The sequence below is a fragment of the Myxococcota bacterium genome, from assembly GCA_039030075.1.
GTDB lineage: Bacteria > Myxococcota_A > UBA9160 > UBA9160 > SMWR01 > JAHEJV01.
In genome coordinates this window covers 168,958-185,767 of record JBCCEW010000006.1, presented here as the reverse complement: position 1 = coordinate 185,767, position 16,810 = coordinate 168,958, and the positions used below count along the sequence as shown (strand labels likewise).

Annotated in this window: 18 protein-coding genes and 1 tRNA gene; 9 read left to right on the top strand and 10 right to left on the bottom strand. The window is 67.8% G+C overall.

The genetic code is table 11. The features are described from left to right. Positions 1-361: 361 nt before the first annotated feature. Positions 362-688 (bottom strand): hypothetical protein, encoded by a 327-nt coding sequence (locus AAF430_08915; protein ID MEM7410340.1) that lies wholly within the window; start codon positions 686-688, stop codon positions 362-364. A 170-nt stretch (positions 689-858) separates the two neighbouring features. Between AAF430_08915 and AAF430_08910 the strand changes: the two genes are divergently transcribed. From AAF430_08910 to AAF430_08900, 3 genes are all read left to right on the top strand, one after another. Next, a tRNA-Thr gene (locus AAF430_08910) sits at positions 859-934 on the top strand. An 87-nt stretch (positions 935-1,021) separates the two neighbouring features. After that, positions 1,022-1,264 carry a hypothetical protein gene (locus AAF430_08905; protein MEM7410339.1) on the top strand — a complete coding sequence of 81 codons (243 nt, stop codon included), beginning with the start codon at positions 1,022-1,024 and terminating at the stop codon, positions 1,262-1,264. Positions 1,265-1,337: 73 nt separating this feature from the next. Continuing rightward, positions 1,338-3,404, top strand: a complete 2,067-nt coding sequence (locus AAF430_08900) for a neutral/alkaline non-lysosomal ceramidase N-terminal domain-containing protein (GenBank protein ID MEM7410338.1) — start codon at positions 1,338-1,340, stop codon at positions 3,402-3,404. Here the strand turns inward: AAF430_08900 and AAF430_08895 are convergent. From AAF430_08895 to AAF430_08855, 9 genes are all read right to left on the bottom strand, one after another. Then, positions 3,401-4,975 (bottom strand): hypothetical protein, encoded by a 1,575-nt coding sequence (locus AAF430_08895; protein ID MEM7410337.1) that lies wholly within the window; start codon positions 4,973-4,975, stop codon positions 3,401-3,403. The two genes, AAF430_08900 and AAF430_08895, sit on opposite strands and share 4 nt — an antisense overlap. 497 nt (positions 4,976-5,472) lie before the next feature. Continuing rightward, the gene (locus tag AAF430_08890) at positions 5,473-6,078 is read right to left on the bottom strand and encodes a PEP-CTERM sorting domain-containing protein (protein ID MEM7410336.1); all 606 of its coding nucleotides are present in this window, start codon (positions 6,076-6,078) and stop codon (positions 5,473-5,475) included. Between the two features lie 163 nt (positions 6,079-6,241). Next, positions 6,242-6,661: a biopolymer transporter ExbD gene (locus tag AAF430_08885; GenBank protein ID MEM7410335.1), complete on the bottom strand. Its 420-nt coding sequence runs from the start codon at positions 6,659-6,661 to the stop codon at positions 6,242-6,244. Continuing rightward, the gene (locus tag AAF430_08880; protein ID MEM7410334.1) at positions 6,658-7,449 is read right to left on the bottom strand and encodes a MotA/TolQ/ExbB proton channel family protein; all 792 of its coding nucleotides are present in this window, start codon (positions 7,447-7,449) and stop codon (positions 6,658-6,660) included. Before AAF430_08880 ends, AAF430_08885 begins: the two co-directional genes overlap by 4 nt. Further along, the gene (locus AAF430_08875; GenBank protein MEM7410333.1) at positions 7,446-8,093 is read right to left on the bottom strand and encodes a hypothetical protein; all 648 of its coding nucleotides are present in this window, start codon (positions 8,091-8,093) and stop codon (positions 7,446-7,448) included. Before AAF430_08875 ends, AAF430_08880 begins: the two co-directional genes overlap by 4 nt. Before the next feature lie 29 nt (positions 8,094-8,122). After that, on the bottom strand, positions 8,123-8,926 hold the full coding sequence (locus tag AAF430_08870) for an ABC transporter ATP-binding protein (protein ID MEM7410332.1): 804 nt from the start codon (positions 8,924-8,926) through the stop codon (positions 8,123-8,125). Continuing rightward, complete coding sequence (locus tag AAF430_08865; protein ID MEM7410331.1) at positions 8,923-9,945, bottom strand: iron ABC transporter permease; 1,023 nt, start codon at positions 9,943-9,945, stop codon at positions 8,923-8,925. Before AAF430_08865 ends, AAF430_08870 begins: the two co-directional genes overlap by 4 nt. Next, on the bottom strand, positions 9,942-10,823 hold the full coding sequence (locus tag AAF430_08860) for an ABC transporter substrate-binding protein (GenBank protein MEM7410330.1): 882 nt from the start codon (positions 10,821-10,823) through the stop codon (positions 9,942-9,944). The genes AAF430_08865 and AAF430_08860 overlap by 4 nt, the downstream gene beginning before the upstream one ends. Next, positions 10,820-11,260, bottom strand: a complete 441-nt coding sequence (locus AAF430_08855; GenBank protein ID MEM7410329.1) for a hypothetical protein — start codon at positions 11,258-11,260, stop codon at positions 10,820-10,822. Before AAF430_08855 ends, AAF430_08860 begins: the two co-directional genes overlap by 4 nt. 269 nt (positions 11,261-11,529) lie before the next feature. Between AAF430_08855 and hemP the strand changes: the two genes are divergently transcribed. The 6 genes from hemP to AAF430_08825 all read left to right on the top strand — a co-directional run bounded on the left by hemP (position 11,530) and on the right by AAF430_08825 (position 16,750). Further along, the gene (gene hemP / locus AAF430_08850; protein MEM7410328.1) at positions 11,530-11,706 is read left to right on the top strand and encodes a hemin uptake protein HemP; all 177 of its coding nucleotides are present in this window, start codon (positions 11,530-11,532) and stop codon (positions 11,704-11,706) included. Positions 11,707-11,719: 13 nt separating this feature from the next. Next, on the top strand, positions 11,720-12,412 hold the full coding sequence (locus AAF430_08845; protein ID MEM7410327.1) for a TonB family protein: 693 nt from the start codon (positions 11,720-11,722) through the stop codon (positions 12,410-12,412). Positions 12,413-12,498: 86 nt separating this feature from the next. Beyond that, positions 12,499-14,715 (top strand): TonB-dependent receptor, encoded by a 2,217-nt coding sequence (locus AAF430_08840; GenBank protein MEM7410326.1) that lies wholly within the window; start codon positions 12,499-12,501, stop codon positions 14,713-14,715. A 14-nt stretch (positions 14,716-14,729) separates the two neighbouring features. Further along, entirely contained in the window at positions 14,730-15,458 is a 729-nt protein-coding gene (locus tag AAF430_08835; protein MEM7410325.1) for a DNRLRE domain-containing protein, read from the top strand. Further along, a complete protein-coding gene (locus tag AAF430_08830; protein MEM7410324.1) occupies positions 15,458-16,495 on the top strand; it encodes a PEP-CTERM sorting domain-containing protein in 1,038 nt (345 codons plus the stop codon). The genes AAF430_08835 and AAF430_08830 overlap by 1 nt, the downstream gene beginning before the upstream one ends. A gap of 54 nt (positions 16,496-16,549) precedes the next feature. Beyond that, positions 16,550-16,750, top strand: a complete 201-nt coding sequence (locus tag AAF430_08825) for a hypothetical protein (protein MEM7410323.1) — start codon at positions 16,550-16,552, stop codon at positions 16,748-16,750. Positions 16,751-16,810 lie beyond the last annotated feature (60 nt).

Below are 16,810 nucleotides of genomic sequence, written 5' to 3'. Positions count from 1 at the left end.
CCAGCGCATCGGGCTGGGGCGGGAGCGGCGAATTCCCTGACACGGGAGGGGCCCGGATGTCCACATTCCTTCGCGGAGGCCAAGTCATGCTGAACAAGGCGAAGTACAAGGCGAGCGAGATCTGGAGCGCCAGCGCGTCCCTCTACCGCGAGATGACGCGATCGGCTCTGCGCCTCGTCCCGGGCCGCGAATAGCGCCCGCCCCCAGGCGGAGGCCCCCCATAGGGGCGAACTCTGCCAGAGGCCCGCTCGACTCCACGGACCCACGACCCGACCCGCTTCGCGGTGAACCGCGCGCGGGTGGGGTCTGTCCGTTTCGGCGCCTGGGTCCCTTTGGGCGCGGCCGCTAGCGGCGCCGTCAGCTAGGCGGCTTCCGAGGAACGGGCTCCCGCCAGGTCCGGGCGCTGCTCGGCCTCGATCTCCTGGGCTCGGCGCTGGGCCTCTTCCTCGCCGATGCGGCGCTGGAGCGCCTGGAGGTGAGGCTCGTTCAGCTTCAGCCAGGTGCGCGCGGTGAGCACCAGCGCGAACCCGAAGCAGAGGCCGGCGATGATCAGCATGTCGATCGACGAGAAGCCCAGGAAGGTGGGGTTGTAGCGGGTGGTCAGGGCGACCGCCTTCAACAGGAAGCCGACGGCCACACTTCCCGATCCCATCAAGATGACGAGGTCGACGAGGGGAAGAACGGACATGGCGATACCTCCAGCGCAGCTGCGTCCATCCTATGGGGAGGCCGGGTCTGGCGTCAATCTTCGCCGCCTTTCGGGACGCGCCGAGCCACCTGGAGTGCCGCAGCCCCGATGGCGACCCCCGGGTGCGACAGCTAAAGTCCGGCCCGCTGCGCCCCGTAGAGGCCACCGACGCCGACGTAGCTCAGTTGGTAGAGCAGCTGATTCGTAATCAGCAGGTCAGCGGTTCAAATCCGCTCGTCGGCTCCATTCTTCCCCTCCCACGCGCACCCCGCTCGGCTCAACTTCTGCACGTGTTCTGCCGACACGCGGCTCGTGGTTTCGACGTACCGTCCGATGCGAGGGACGGCCCTCGGCCTCTGCGCCGCCTGGGCCTTGATGGGGCTCACCTACGCCGAGAGTGAGCGGGAAGTCCGAGAGCGGGAGGGGCTCCGCGTGGAGCTGCCCGAGCCCGAACGCGCGACGTTCGTGGTGCCGCTGGACCTGCTCTCGGCCCTCTCGGCGCTGCCCGGGCTGCCCGACACCTCCAGCGAAGACGCGACCCACGAGGCGACGCCGGACCGCTACGTCCGCTTCTGAGCGTGTTCACGCACCGAGACGATCCGCCGTACGCGACTTGACATCGAGTCCTGCGCAGCGCTTCTTCTCGCGCATGCACCTACGTCCGGCTTCGTTCGCTGCGATCGTCGCGATCTCCATTCTCTTGCTTGCCTGCGGGACCACGGTGATCACCGGCAGCTACCCGACCGGCATCGGACAGGTCGAAGGCACCGGTCGATTTCGCGCCGGCGCCGCGCGCGTCGACATCACCCCCCTGCCCGGCACCGGGATGGGTGGCTACTCGACCCTCGGCGAGGTGTCGCGCGGGGTGTGGCTGCGTCTGTTCGCCCGTGCGGTCTACCTCGAAGCGCCCGACGGCAACGCCCTGGTGCTCGTTTCGACCGACCTCTGGTCGCTGCCCGAGGGACTGCTCGATCGCGTGGCCCAGCGTCTCGCCGAGTCACCGCACAGCGCCGCCCGGAAGCTGCGCCGCGCCCAGCTGGTGCTCTCCGCGACCCACACCCATCACAGCCCCGGGCACTATTCCACCGATCGGTTCTTCGGGGCGATGGCCCAGGTGGAACCGGGCTTCCAGCCCGCCCTCTTCGAGCAGCTGGCGGACGGGATCACGGAAGCGGTTGCGACGGCGGTCTCCCGCGCCGAACCCGCGACCGCGCGCTGGAGCGAGAGCACCGTCGCGGGCCTGCAGCGCAACCGCAGCCTCGATCCCTTCCTGGCGAACCCGGAAGCCGACGCGATCCTCGCCGAGAACGCCAACGCTTCTTGTGAGAAGCACGCCGACGACCCCCGCGATGCCACGTGTGCCGCCGTCGACCGCCGACTGAGGGCCCTGGAACTGCGTGCCACCGAGAGCGGGGCGCTGCTCGGTGTGGCCGGCTTCCTGACGCTCCACGCCACCGTGGTGGGTTCGGCCTTCCCGCTGGTGTCGAGTGACGTGTTCGGAGCGATGGCACTCACCGCCGAGCGGGCCTTCGCCGCACGGGAAGGGGGTCCGGTCGTCGTCGCACTCTTCAACGGTGCCCAGGGCGACGTCTCCCCCGCCTGGCGGGCGGAGCAGGGCCGCGACCGCGCCGACGTCCTGCGACTCGCGTCCCTCGCCACCCGGAAGCTGCTCGCACCCGACGAGAGTCGCCCTCTCGAGCTGGCGTCGATCGCCCATCGGCGCCAACAACTGCCGCTCGGCAACCAATGCCTCGCGGACCATGACGATGCCGGGCCACGCTGCACCGCGCGGCTGCCGCTCCCCGGACACGCCACGCTGGCCGGCGCCGAGGACGGCCCGTCGAACGTCGGCATCGTCTGGTTCGAAGGATTCCGCAATCCGCTTCCCTGGGGCCGACAGGGCGCGAAGGTGCCAGCGCTCAACTTCCTGGAGCTCGGGCCGGTCCCGCTCTTCCTGCCCTTCCTCCCGATCTCGCAGATGGTCTTCGCGAGCCTGCAGCCGGCCCCGCAGGTCGAGATCGGCCTGCACGATCTCGGGCCCTTGCGCTTCGTCACGCTGCCGGGCGAGTTCACCACGACGCTGGGCCGCCGCATCGCCCACGCCGTCGCGAACCGGCGCAGCCTGGACGAGGTGGTGCTGCTCGGGCTCAGCAACGGCTACGCCTACTACTTCACCACACCCGAGGAGTACGCTCTCCAACACTACGAGGGGTCGGGCACGCTCTACGGCCCGGCAGCACCGCGCTATCTGCTCGAGAAGTACGCGGGTCTCGCCGACGGCGACGCGCTCCCCCAGCGTCCGCCGCGCGAGCGCAGCTGGCGGCACAAGAGCGTCCGTTCGCGCGCCTACCCGTGGCCGGGGGTCGCCGGCGATCCGCGCGACGCAGAGACGTGGATCGCGCACTTCGGTGACGCACCGCTCACGCGGGTCTGCTTCGAGACCGAGGCGACACTGGACCACACCCCGCGGCTCCACGCCGCCATCCGGAACGACGAGGGCGCGTGGACGCCCCTGGTCCATGACGGTGTCCCCGAAGATGACACGGGCACCCGCTTCGTACTCGTCGCCGGCGAACCCGACGGGGAACGCCGTGACTGGTGCGGCTACTGGCGGGAGCCCGACACCTGGGCCGACGACACTCCGCTCGGACTCTGCTACCGGGTCGATGCCGGCTCACCGATCTGCGCAGACGCCCAGCCCGTGGACGGCTCCTAGGAGGCGACGTCTTCACGCCGGACCCGCGACGCAGCGCGGGTTTCCAATGCGCGCTCGAGTTCACGCCGCACGTCCTCGGAGTCGGGCGCGAGAGCGGCGGCTTCGCGATAGGCCTCGATCGCACCGGGAAGATCCCCGCTGCGTTCGCGAATGCGCCCGATGTTCACCCAGGCCGTGTCGGTGGCCTGGAGCGAGACGGCGCGTTCGAGCGCCTCGAGGGCGCCACCCAGGTCGCCGCGCTCGGCGCGGAGCACGGCGATGCTCTCGTGCAGGTTCGGGCTCTCGCGTCCCATCCAGGCGAGACGTCGACTGGATTGCTCGAGGCGCACGAGATCCTTGCGCTCGATCGCGCCGAGGCTCCCGAAGTGGCTCTCGAGGGTGCCGAACACCATGAGTGCCAGCCCCAGGGTTCCCGAGGCCCAGACCAGGGGCCGCCAGCCCGATGGGGCCCGTTCGGCCGGGGCCGTAACCGACTCGCTCGGACGCAGCAGCACGCTCGCCACCCGGCTCGAACGCAGTTTCCAGATCGCGCTGTCGAGGAGCACGTGGTGCAGGTTCAACGCTCCGGCGAGCATGATGAACAGGCCGCCATCGAAGGGCACGCTGCCCAGGACTCCGGGCGCCAGCAGCAGCGCGGGCACCCCGTAGACGGCCGTCCCAGCGAGGAGCGCGCGGCCGAAGTAGCGGCCGGTCGACAAGCCTGGATCACGCCGCTGGGCGAAGTAACTCGAGACCCAGAGGTACTGGACCGCGTGGATCTGGGTGATCCACGTGAACGTGTACGCGTAGTGGGCCGCATCGAACGGGAAGATGCCGCTCGGGTCCATCACGAAGTAGATGAGAATGGGAACCGCGTACCAGAGCGCCTGCACGCCCATCAACGCGACGGCCGGCGCGATCTGCCCCCAGCTCGCGACGGCGCGAAGCCGCGAGAGAGCCTGCAGCACACAGTGCACGTAGCCGATCGCGAGGCCGGCCAGCAGGAACCAGACGATCGAACCCGGGATCCCCAGGGCGAAGAAGCGGTACTGCGTGCCGATGACCCGCAGGGGGGCATAGGCGTCGGAGAGGACGTCCCCGTGCAGCGCGACGAAGGTGATCGCGTAGGTCAGGATGAACGTGAGATAGAGCGGCCGCTTCGTCTCCGGATCCAGCTCGACCCCGCGCCGGCGGAGGAAGAGCACGGCGATCCCGTAGTTCTGGCCGGTGAAGTGCCAGGGGATCACGGTGACGTAGAGCGTGATCAGAACCGACCCGATGACGGGCACGTACAGGCCGGCCAGGCTCAGCCCGACGAGCAGCAGCGTCAGGTAGAGGGCGAAGATCTGGTAGGCACGGCGATCGTCCTCCCGCTCGTACACCCGCAACAGGGTCGCCCCGATGTGGGGCGTGTTGAACGCGAGGATCACGAGCGGCATGAGGCTCATGGGAATCCACGCCTCGAGCCGCGTGCCCGCACCGAGGAGCAACGCGAACAGCGGCAGGTACACCAGAGCACTGCCGAGAAGCAGATCGGAAGCGGGGCCGTGCAGCCAGCGGTCGGCAGCGGCCGTCGTCTTGGAATCGGACACAGAGGCGGACAACTCGGTTTCGGACGAACGCTTCCCTTCTGCCCTGCGACGTCCGAGACGTCTTGGACAGCATGAAGAGCGAACGACGAAGCCCTCGAGACGAGACGCACTGCAGGCCTGCGATGGCCACAGGAGACTCACCGACGAGACCTACTGCGCGACGAGGGATGCCTCTAGAGCGTTCGTCGCGACCGGATTTGAACGTGTGCCGATTCGGGCGCGCGTGGCACGCGATGCTCTGCACAATAGCGAGGGAAGAAATGTGTACAGCGATTCGAACGGTGACGATTGCGTGAATGCGTGCCCGTTCGGGCGCATGTGCAGCGGCGCGCCGATTCCGACAAACGAACGTGACGGCAAATCGCGATGCAGAAGCCAGCCACACCAGTGAATTCGCCTGAACCGCGGCGTCGGCCCCTGATCGAAACGCGAGGCCGCCAACGAAAACGGGCCCGGGTGCCAGCGCACCCGGGCCCGCCTTTTCGGGTCGTCTCGAACTAGCTGCGGCGACGCGCGCGGGCCATCGCGAGCAGCCCACCCGCGACGAGCAGCGCCGTCGAGGGCTCGGGCACGATGCTCACGTTGTCGAGGTCCCAGGTCACCGACGTCGCGGCATCACCAACAACACCGATCTGGAAGTCCTGGACATTGGGCATCACCGAAGCGAAGGTGCCGCCGCCGCTCGTAAAGAGCGGGTTCGAGGCGTCGATCGCCAGGGTCAGCGTCGTCCAGACGTTCGCGGCCACCGGAGCGCCCGTCAGGCCGATCAGCGAGTTCCCCGGTCCCGCCGAGAAGCGGAAGAAGAAGCTCGCCGGCGCGGGGCCGTCGTGACGAACGTCCGCCGTCAGGGTGATCACGTTGCCCCAGTCGCCGGAGAAGTTCCCGCCGCTGGCGCCAGCCGACTGGTTGGCGCGGAACATGATCGTCCCGAAGGGCGGACCCTGGGCGATCTGGGTGGTCGAGATGTAGCCGCTGCCATCAGGGCCGCCGGTCGCGTTGTAGGTCGGCGCGCCGCTCGTGGCATCCAGCCAATTGGAGTCGTCCACGTTGAAGGTCTCCGTGAACGGGACGATCGGGAGCGCGCCCGCGGGCAACGTCCACAACAGGATCAATAGAGAGAGCCAGAGCCCCCTCCGAGTGTTACTAGCCTTCCCAGCCATTTCTGCTTTCTCCTCATTTTGGCGAGGGGGCCTGGCGCTTCGCTTGGGCCTCACCGGACAGCACCGGCCTTCGGACACGCACTTCGCATCCGAGGGCCGGACAACATCATGGATTCGCGGGTGCAGGCCCCGCGCGCGGTTCGACCGCGATGGATACCTCCGTCAGACCGTGCGCACGGGCTCGGTCCAGAACTTCGACCACGGAGCCGTGGGGCACCGCGAGTTCAGCGCGCAGCTCGACGACGTCGACATCGCCGGCACGCTTCGCGAACAGGCTGTCGAGATCGAGCAGCGTGGTCGTCTCGCCGTCGACGACGATCTCGCCCGAGTTGCGGATCTCGACGCGCACGGCTTCGACCGGCTCACTCATCGCGGCCGTCTCGGCCGCGGGGAGCTCCAGCGACAGGCGCGGCTCGTTGAACGACGTGGCGACGATGAAGAAGATCAGGAGCAGGAAGACCACGTCGATGAGCGGCGTGAGCCCCATGCCGTTGTCCTCGGCTTCGACGCCGCGCGCGATCCTCATGACGCGGCCGCTTGGGGCTCGAGAGCCTCCTCGCGGGCCGGCAGAAGCTCGGTCGACTCGACGGTCTCGAGCGCGTCGAGGACCTCGGTGAGGTCGTCCTCGAGCCGCTCGATCCAACCCTCGACCCGCCGGCGCAAGAGTGCATGAAGCGTAAAAGCGAAAATGCCGATCGAAAGGCCAGCCGCCGTGGTCACCAGCGCGCGGAAGATGCCGCCCGCCACCACCGCTGCATCACTCGATCCCTGACTCGCGATCGTCTCGAAGGCTTCGATCATCCCGAGAACCGTTCCGAGCAGGCCAAGGAGCGTGGCGACGTTCCCGACCGACGAAAGCAGCGAGAGATTGCGGGACAGTCGAGCCGTTTCCGAACTCGCGGCCACCTCGAGAGCCTCTTCGGTCGCAACGCGATCGCGGGTACGTCGCCAGGCCTCCAGGAGGTTTCCGCCGAGGGATGCCAGAGCCGAGCTCGACTTCCGGTTGTGCTCTTCGAAGAGGGCGAAGTCCGCCGAGCTGGCCGCCTTGACCAGCGCTTTCGTCAGCCGCCTCGGCGCCACCGCCCCGGAGCGAAGCGAAACCGCGCGCTCGAGGCCGATGGCAACCGCGATCACCGAACAGGCAACGAGCAGGTGCATCACCCAGCCGCCCATGGCGTACCAGTCGGCGAGGGTTCGCTCGCTCGCGGGCGGCGGCAACTGGTCGTAGGCCGCCACGGCCTGGGTGGCCGATTCCTGGGCCCCAGCCACCGCCGCGAAGGCGAGTCCGAGCGCGACGCAGACGATCCGGATCACGAGGCCACCTCGTCCAGCGCACCGAAGCGGGTATCCCAGGTCCCGCGGTGCCGGAAGTGGATCACGACGTGCTCGTCGGCCGGGCCGTGGAAGAGCGTGTTGTGCCACCACACGTTGTCGTAGACCGGGCCGCTCTCGAGCACGTCGGCTTCACAGTCCACGTGCAGACAGCGCAACCGCCCGACTTCGCTCTTGTCCACGAGGTCGAAGACGTAGAACACGAGCGCGCACTTGGTTTCGGACCGCAAGGCGTCGACCACGGGGAGTTTCCGCGGCAGCAGCGTGGTGATGCTGCCCGGGTCGAAGGCCGAGGCCTCCTCGTAGTAGTTCTTGAGGTAGGCAATGCCCTGGTCGTACACCGCGCGGGCGCCGTCGCCGATATGGGCTTCGTAGAGCTCGCGAAACTCGACGGTCTTTGCGTCGAGAACCCCGGGCGCCGGTAGGAGCCCGCAAATGATCGAGTGGCTGCTCACGCCCACCGCAAGTCCCGGCTGTCGCACGACCAACAGCGGCGCGACGCCCGCGTGGGGCGCACCGTGGGTCTCGTGCATCGTCCAGGCCCGCAGCTTCACCTGCCACTCGAGGAACTCGGCCGGGAGCGGCCGACCGGCAGAGCCGGGGTTCTGGTTGCGTCGATTCCACATCGCTGGGTATCTGCCTCGCTTCGTGGGTCTCATAGGCTGCGCAGCGGGTCTGCAGGTCCCCGCACGCGCATCCGCAGAGCGCCGTCTTCTTTCTGCAACAGCGCGTCTACCTGGTAGACGTCGCGAATCGTGTCCTCGCGCAAGCAGCGCTCCGGGGGCCCGAGGTCGTAGAGACGGCCGCGGTGCATCACGGCCACCCGGTGGGCCAGGCTCGCCGCCTGCTCGAGGTCGTGGAGTGCGGCCACGACGGTGATGCCGCGGTCTTGGGAGATGCGCGACAGGTTGTCGAGCACTTCCCACTGGTGCCGCAGATCGAGGGCTGCCGTCGGCTCGTCGAGCAACAGCACGTCCGCCTCTTGCGCCAACACCATGGCGATCCAGGCGCGGCGTCGCTCCCCGCCCGAGAGGCGATCGACGGAGCGATGCGCGGCGTCCGAGAGGCCGACGGCCTCCAGACCGCGACGCACGGCGGCGGCATCTTCGGGGCCCGGCGCCTCGAAGAAACCGAGGTGGGGGTGGCGCCCGCTCATGACCAGGGACCCGACCGAAAGCCCCTCCGGCGTAGCCGGATCCTGAGGCAATCGCGCTACGCGGCGCGCGAACGCTTTCGGCTTGTACTCGCGAAGATCCTTCCCGTCGAGTTGGACGCTCCCCTCGCGCGGCGGGATCTCACCAGCGAGCGAGGCGAGCAGCGTGCTCTTCCCCGAACCGTTCGGCCCGAGGAGTACGACGATCTCGCCCGGCGCGATGGCCAGGCTGACGTCGCGAATCGCGTCGTGATCTCCACCGTCATGACGCGCACAGACGCGCTTCGCCTCGAGGATCGCCGTCATACCAGCTTCCACCGGAGCAGCACGAGGAAGTACGGTCCGCCGATCAGCGCGAGCAGAGCGCCCACGGGCAGCTCGAGCGGCGCCACCGCCGTGCGTCCCAGGGTGTCGGCGCAAATCATGAGCAGCGCACCGCCCAGAGCGGTGAGCGGGATCAAGACCTTGTGGTCCGGCCCCGTCAGCAGCCGGATCCCGTTGGGCACGATCAGTCCGACGAAAGCGACCAGCCCGGCGACGCTGACCGCACCGGCGGCCAAGAGCGCCGACAGACCCGACGCGGCGAGCCGTGCTGCGCGCACCCGGAGCCCGACGCCACTCGCCGTGGCGTCGTCGAAGAGCAGCAGGTTGAGGGTGCGGATCCCGATCAGCGCCAGACTCAGCCCGATCACGGTAGGGACCAGCACGATGCCGACGTCGGTCCAGGAAAGACCGTTCAGCGATCCGATCACGAACGCCACGAAGGCCGGCGCGCGGTCGGCGTAGAAGAACTGGAGGATCGCGAGTAGCCCGAGACCGAGCGCCTGAAGCGCAACGCCCGAGAGGATGATCCGGAGGGGCGCCGGCGTGCGCGCCTTGGTCCAGGCGCTCGCGATCAGCACGGTCAGGGCAGTGCTCGCCCCGAGGAAGGCAAAGAACGGCAGAGCCAACGTCGCTTCGGGTGCCAGTACGATCACCAGCAGGACCGCGACGCCCGCACCGGCACTCACCCCGATCAAGCCAGGGTCGGCCAGCGGGTTGCGCACGACGGTCTGCATTAGCGCCCCGGCGCAGGCCAGCGATGCTCCGACCAGGACGGCCCCGACGATCCGCGGCAACCGCACGTCGAAGACGACGGCATGGAAGGCATGCTCCTCATCGATGAGAGCCGGCCACAGCTCCGCGAGGGGCACCGCGACCGCTCCGGTCGTGAGTGCATGCAACGCTGCTGCTCCCACGCCCGCGGTCAAGAGCATCGCCCAGAAACTGGGGCGCTCGCGCAGACGCAGGTAGAGCGTCCGGAGTTGTCCCCAAAGTCGGCTCACGGCGCAGCGACGGACGGCGTCGTGGCCGCGTATGCCGCGAGGGCTTCGGCCGCGGCAGGCAGGGCGAGCCCAGGATTGCCCATGAAGAGATCGGGGCGCAGCACGTGGACGCCGTGGGACGCCGACTTGCCGAGCTGGCCGAGCGGACCGTTGCCCGCGAGCTGCTTCTGCAATTCGCCCTGGATCGCGCGGGGATCCCCATGGGCCACCAGCAGCACGAGGTCCGGGCGCAACGTGGAGAGATGCTCCTGGCTGACGGCGACGAATCCGGGGATTCGCTGCTCGCCCCTCACCCCAGCCCCCAGATTCTCGAGAGCCAGCGTGTCGAGCAGACTGCCGATCCAGTTCTGGTCGGTGATCACCTGGAACTTGCCCGGCGTGCCGAACAGGGCGAGCACACGGAGCGGCGCCTCGACCTTCTGCGCATTCACCCCTTCGCGGGCCGATGCCACACGCTGCTCGAGGGCCTGCTCGGCCCCCACCCGGCGTCCCACCGCGACGAGGCCGGCAAAGATGCCTTCGACACTCGTCGTGTCGATCATCATCACCTCGGCGCCGAAGCGGGTGAGCATCTCCTCGAGGTGGCCATTGATCAGGGCGTCGGCGATCACCAGGTCCGCCCGGGACGTCGCCAGGCGCTCGACGTTGGGATGGTGCGGACTGCCGAGGTCGATCACATCGGTTCGTTCGGGCGCAGTAAAGGAACGACGGACGCCGGCGACGACCTCGACCCCCGGCAGGTCGCGCAGCGCGTCTTCGACGCTGGGCAGCAGCGTGGCCACGCGCAGCGATTTCGCAGCCTCAGCGGACGCTGTGGCCGCCGCCGTCAGGAGCACGAGCAGGGTCAGGGCCGCCATGCGGCCGCTTCGAATCATCATTCTGGGGCTTCTCCGTCGAAGGGTTCGAGCTCGCGCCCGGTCGCCAGCGCGGCATGCGCTTCGAGGAAGCGCTTCTCGCGGTCGACCTCGAACTCGGCTCCCTTTTCGCGATGCAGGTAGATCATCGCAAAGGGCTTCGCCTCGCGGGTGGCGCAGAGCTCGAAGAACAGGACGCGACGACCCGAGCGCGCGTGGGTGGTGTCGTGGGTCCGCAGGAAGCCGAACTCGTCGAGCTTCACGTGCCAGTGATAGGCATCCGTGATCGCGTTGAGGTAGCCACCCGCGAAACCGTGGGGGCCCATCGTACACAGCGCTTCGAAGGTACTGGCACCGCTGCGGTGAATTACACGCAATCGACCGAGTTCGCGCAGCAATGCGAACACACGTCGGTGGTCCCAGCGGTCGTCGTCGACCGCAGGCGGGCGATCAGGGGGCATCGTCCGTTCCCTTTCCCAGAAGCGCCGAGCGAAACGGCGTTTGACCTACGCACACTTGCACGCGTGTCTAAGGTGGACGGTTAGCAAGCTTGAAATTGAAAATCAATTCCATTATCTTGCGCGCGCCCGGTAAGCATGCCGGGACCCCGTGCGCGTTGCCAGCACCTTGGCTGCCGTTCGCTTTCCGGACAGCCGGGGCTCCGACGCCCACGATTCGATCAGCGAGGCGGGACCGCATGGCCCCCGACGACGAAGAACGGAGAGATCCAATGCAGCCCATCGAGGCCAATCCCGCCGCTGCGGCGCCCAAGGCGCCGGACCAGGCCGTCCGGACCGTCAACGCGACAGACATCCTCGGACCTGCCGGACTCCTGCGGATCGAACTCGACGGCGAGCTCTACACGTTGCGCCTGACCCGCAACCACCGCCTGATCCTGACCAAGTAGACTGCCGCCCGCTGTGACCCGTTCCCCCCAACGACGAAGCTGGCTCGGCCGCGCGCTCGCGGCCTCACTCGTCGTGCATGCCGCCGCCGCCTTCTGGCTGCAGGGAACCGCCACCGCGACCCATGCGCCGATGGCGCCCGAACTCTCGGTCCAGGTGCGGGTCGTCGAACTCCCGCCGGCCCCGCACGAGGTGCCCGAGGCGGTCCCCGAGCCGCCGGAACCGGTGACCGAGCCGAAGCCGATCGCGAGACCCGTCGCCAAGCCCAAGCCCAAACCGGAACCGGCCCCCGTCGCGGCCGAGCCCACTCCGGAACCGGCGGAAGAAGCAGCCGAGCCGGCACCACCCGTCGTCGCGGCCGCCAGCTCCGAGGCGCAGGTCGTGGCGGCGTTGCCCGTGCCGTCCGTCGCCCCCGGTCCGTCCATTGCCGACGAACTGCAACGCTGGCGCGCGCTGGTCAAGCAGAAGATCACTGCGCAGAGGCGCTATCCGGCGATGGCGCGACGACGCGGCACCGAGGGCATGGTGCGGCTCGTCATCGCGGTAGGCCCCTCGGGCGAGGTGAAGTCGATCGAGACGCCGGGGCGTTCGCCTCAAGTGCTCTCGCACGAGGCCCGTCGCGCGGTCGAGCGCGCAGCGCCCTTCGCTCCGCCGCCTGGTGGCGCCCGCAAGATCAAGTTCAACATGCGCTTCGATCTCGACGGCTAGCTCTTCGACTCCTGGTTCTCGTCCAGCTCGCTACTGCGCGGTAGCCAGCCAGACCGACCCCGTCCTCGTGAGACTCCCCACCCCCCATGCGTTGGCTCTGCCTCATGCTGGCTCTGCTTGCCTACACGCCTGCTCCGCTCTTCGCCCAAGACGCGGACGAGCGCGATGGGACCACTGTTGGCGACGACGAGATCGATGAAGGCGGCGAGGTCGACGAGGGCGGCGACATCGAGGTGCGCGACCAGCGCCTGCGACCGGTCGAGGTGTTCCAGGACACGGCGATCGAGACGGAGACGGTGACCGAGGAGCAGGTCAAGGCGATCCCGGCGACCGACGCCGCCGAGGTCCTCCAGTACCTGGCCGGGATCCGCACCTCTCAGCGCATCCAGGGGCAGGAGGCCGCGATCTCGATCGAGGGCATGCCCCCCGAGTACACCAAGCTCCTCGTCGACGGCGAGCGGTGGAGCGGCGAGATCGGGGGCGTCGGGGATGCCGCCGACATCCCCCTGCAGAACGTCAAACGCATCGAGCTGCTGCGGGGAAACCAGGGCGTTCGTTACGGCAGCGATTCGGGCGGCGGCGTCGTCAACATCATCACCCACGACGCCCCGAGCGAGGGGTGGAAGTTCGGGTTCCGGGGCGCCGGCGGCAGCGATCGCAGGGCGATCGGCGGCGGCACGGGCGCGCTGCGACTCGGGCCCATCGGCTTCTCGCTCTCGGGGGAGTACGACCAGATCAACGGGTTCGACGAGCCCTCCGACCCCGACATCGTGTCGGCCCAGGTCGGTGGCGACGAATCCCAGACCCAGTCCTACTTCCTGTACGCGAAGTGGGATGCCCCGATCGGCGACGCGATCACCCTGCGCGGCAACGCCGCCGCGCGGATCGAGGACGACGACTTCGTCCCCGAAGACAGCGACGACAACCTGCCGCGCACCGACACGAACTACCGCGTCAACACGGGAATCGAATGGCTCGCCCTCGACAGCACGCAGGTGACGGTCAACGGCAACTACTACGCCGTCGAGACCGACTCGGACGTCGGTCGGTCCTTTACGCTCTTCGAAGACGAGTGGAAGGGGGAACTGCTCGTCGACCACTACATGACGACGTGGGAAGTCGAGCACTCGATCGTGGCGGGCGTCGAATCCCTCGTGCAGCGCCTGCGCCTGGACGAAGGCACCCTGCCCCCCAACATCGAGAACGACGGGCTCGCAGCGGGACGACGGGAGGACGAGTCCTTCTTCAACCCGAGCGTCTACATCCAGACCGAGAGCGCGCTCACGGATTGGTTCTCACTGGTGCTCGGCGGTCGGATCCGCTTCCACAGCGAATTCGAGGAGCGCGTGCTGCCCCAGGCGGCCATTCTCTTGAAGCCCCACGACACCCTGAAGCTGCGCGCATCGGGCGGCCTCAACTACCGCACGCCCTCACTGCGCGACCTGTTCCAGCCCCCCACGCCCCAACTCGGAGGCGCCTACTTCCTGGCGGGGAACGAGAACCTCGAGCCGGAAGACTCGCTCTCGTTGCGCGGCAGCTTCGAGTGGAGCCCCTTCGACTGGGTCAGCCTCTCGAGTTCGGCGTTCTACAACGACATCGACGACTTCATTCGGTCCCAGTTCGCCGAGACGATCTCCATTGGCACGACGACCGTCCTCGTCGATCCAACCTTCACCCCCGAGATCGCGGCGATTTGCCAAGCCCAACGGATGTTCTTCCCGGATCCCGCCGACTGGACACCCGAGTGCGTCGCCTTCTTTTCGGGGATGCAGGTGGCGCAGCAGCTACCCCTGAATTCCAACGTCTTCCGAAAGACGAACCTCGACTCCGTGATCACCTGGGGGGGTGAAGCCCAGCTGCGGCTTCGCTATGGCCGGTGGGTGCAAGTGCTCGTGGACTACACCTTCCTCCGGACGGAAGTCAAAGACTCGAACATCGACGCCGACGAGCTCCCGAACGAGCCCGAGCATGCGGTGACGGGTCGCGCGGTGTTCCGGGTCCCCCACCTCGAAACCCAGATCACGGGCACGGCCCTGTACCGGAGCGGTGTCATCCCCGAGCGCAGCGGCACGGGCCTGCTGTCCTTCGCTGACTCGACCGCTCGTACCGACCCGTCGTACCGATTCGATGTGCGGGTGGTCCAGCCCCTCCCCGACTCGTGGTCACTTCCAGGAGCCGGTCGTATTTCCCTGTTCGGCGACTTTCTCAACGTGACCGACGAGCGTCGAGAGGACTCCTACTCGATCCGCGGTCGTTCCTTCTTCGTCGGCCTCGTCGGCGAATTCAGCTCCCCGGCCCTCTAGGTATCGGAGGCTCCATGCGAAGCGCGTCTCTCCATCTGATCGCCCTCTGGATGATCCTGGCGATGCCAGCGCCCGCACCAGCGGATACCTATCTGATCCAGTCCGGAGAGGACTCGGCTCCGTATGCGTTCCTTCCCGACCTCGCGCGTGGCTTCCGAAACAGCGCCTACGCCTTCACCAACACCCTGGGCGGTTCGGACCACAGCTTCGAGTACTACATCCGCTACGACCTGCCCCCCGAGCTCACCCAGCCGGGCACGGTCGTTCAGTACGCCTACGCGTGGCTCTACTACGGGTTCGACTACACGCTGTTTGGCGACACCACCGCCGAAGTGGGCGAGGTCCAGTGCCACGAGACCCTGGCCCCCTGGAGCCAGGCCACCCTCACCTGGAACAACCGCCCACCGATCGGCCCGGTCATCGACGGCTGGGAGGACATCACCGCGCTCGGGCTGTACTTCTGCGACATCACCGCACTGGTGCAGCAATGGGTCGACGGTGCGCCGAATCACGGCATTGCGGTCACCTCGGACGAACTCCGCGTGATCGGTTTCTGGACTTTCGAGGACGGCACGGTCAGTCCCAACTTCAAGCCGAGCCTCCTCGTCGAGACGCTTCCCGAACCCACGATGACCGCAGGACTGCTCTGTGGCGGCGCAGCCGTGCTCGCGTTGCGCCGCGTCCGCGCAAGACGGGAATCCAAGAGCGCGCGGAAATCCCAGATGAAGACTAGGAGTTCATGATGAAGATCCGATTCCACTTACTCGCACTGGTGCTCGCGCTCGCCGCGCCGGCACACGCCCAGCTGTTCGACGTGACCATCGATCCGGTTGACTTCGACCGCTGGATGTATCCCTTCAACGGGACGCCCGGGGTCCGCAACGCAGCCTCGACGTTCATTGCATTGGATCCCTGCTTCGACAACAAGGACGGGCAGTTCGTGATCGCCGTCGACACGGCGGCTGCGGGGATCCCGACCGGCCAGGGACTCTCGAACTACAGCTTCATCACCATCCGCGTGACTGCGACCCACTCCTTCGTGTCGGCGGGCGGCGCGGGCATGACCTACGACCCGACCTACGACGCCTGGCAGACCTACCTCGATCCGATGGACCCGCTCTACGTCGCGGACGGAGACTCGGGGCGTCCCATCGAACTCTACGGCGTCGGCATTCGAACGCCCTACGTCGGCCCGCTCTCCTTCAACCCGCTGACGGCCGGTCCCACCGAGTTCGAAGAAGCCGAGCGCTTCACCGAGGTGCCCTTCGATCCCATGGACATGCCCTGCCTGGGTCAGACGCCAGGGATTCGCAACATCTATCCCCTCGGCTTCGGTACGCCCGACCCCGAAGACGACGTGTCCAACAACGTGCAGCGCAACGCGCCGCTCACGGGCAGCGGCTTCGACGTCACGCCGTGGGCGATCGGGGAGTCCACCTCGGGCCTCACGCCTGGGGATCCGGTACCCGAAGGCGCCTTCAACGTGTCCGCGGGCGAGACCTTCGAGTTCATCCTCGACCTCTCCGATCCCGACATCGAGAACTACGTGAAGGAAGGCCTCAACGCGGGGACGCTCTCCTTCGCGATCACGTCGATGCACTCGACGGGTGCCATGTCCAGTGACTCCAACCCGAACTTCTACACCTTCGAGTCGACCGACACGGCGGCCATCGACCCGACCGTCGAGATCGGCGTCATCGTTCCCGAACCCGGTGTCGGGGCCCTGCTGGCTGCCGGCGGGTTGCTGGTTGTGTGCTTGGCCCGGCGTCGAAATCGTTGATTTTTCGGCGATTTTGAATTGAAATCGACTTTCGATTTCAGTAAGGTTTCCTTCATGCGCGAACGATCCCGCTCCTGCAAGCACCTGAACCTCGTCACGAACCGCGTAGCCCGCGTCGATCAGTGCAGCCATGGGACACTGCACCTTCAACTCGGCGACATGACGCTCCGCCTGGCACCGGACGACTTCCTCGATCTCGCCCAGGCCTTGAGCGTGGCCGCGGCTCGGGTCGAACGGCCGCGTCTCGTCAGCTGACGATCGCGAGCCTACAGGCCGCACAAGCAGAAGCGCAGCGCGCACCGTTCGGGCTCGGAC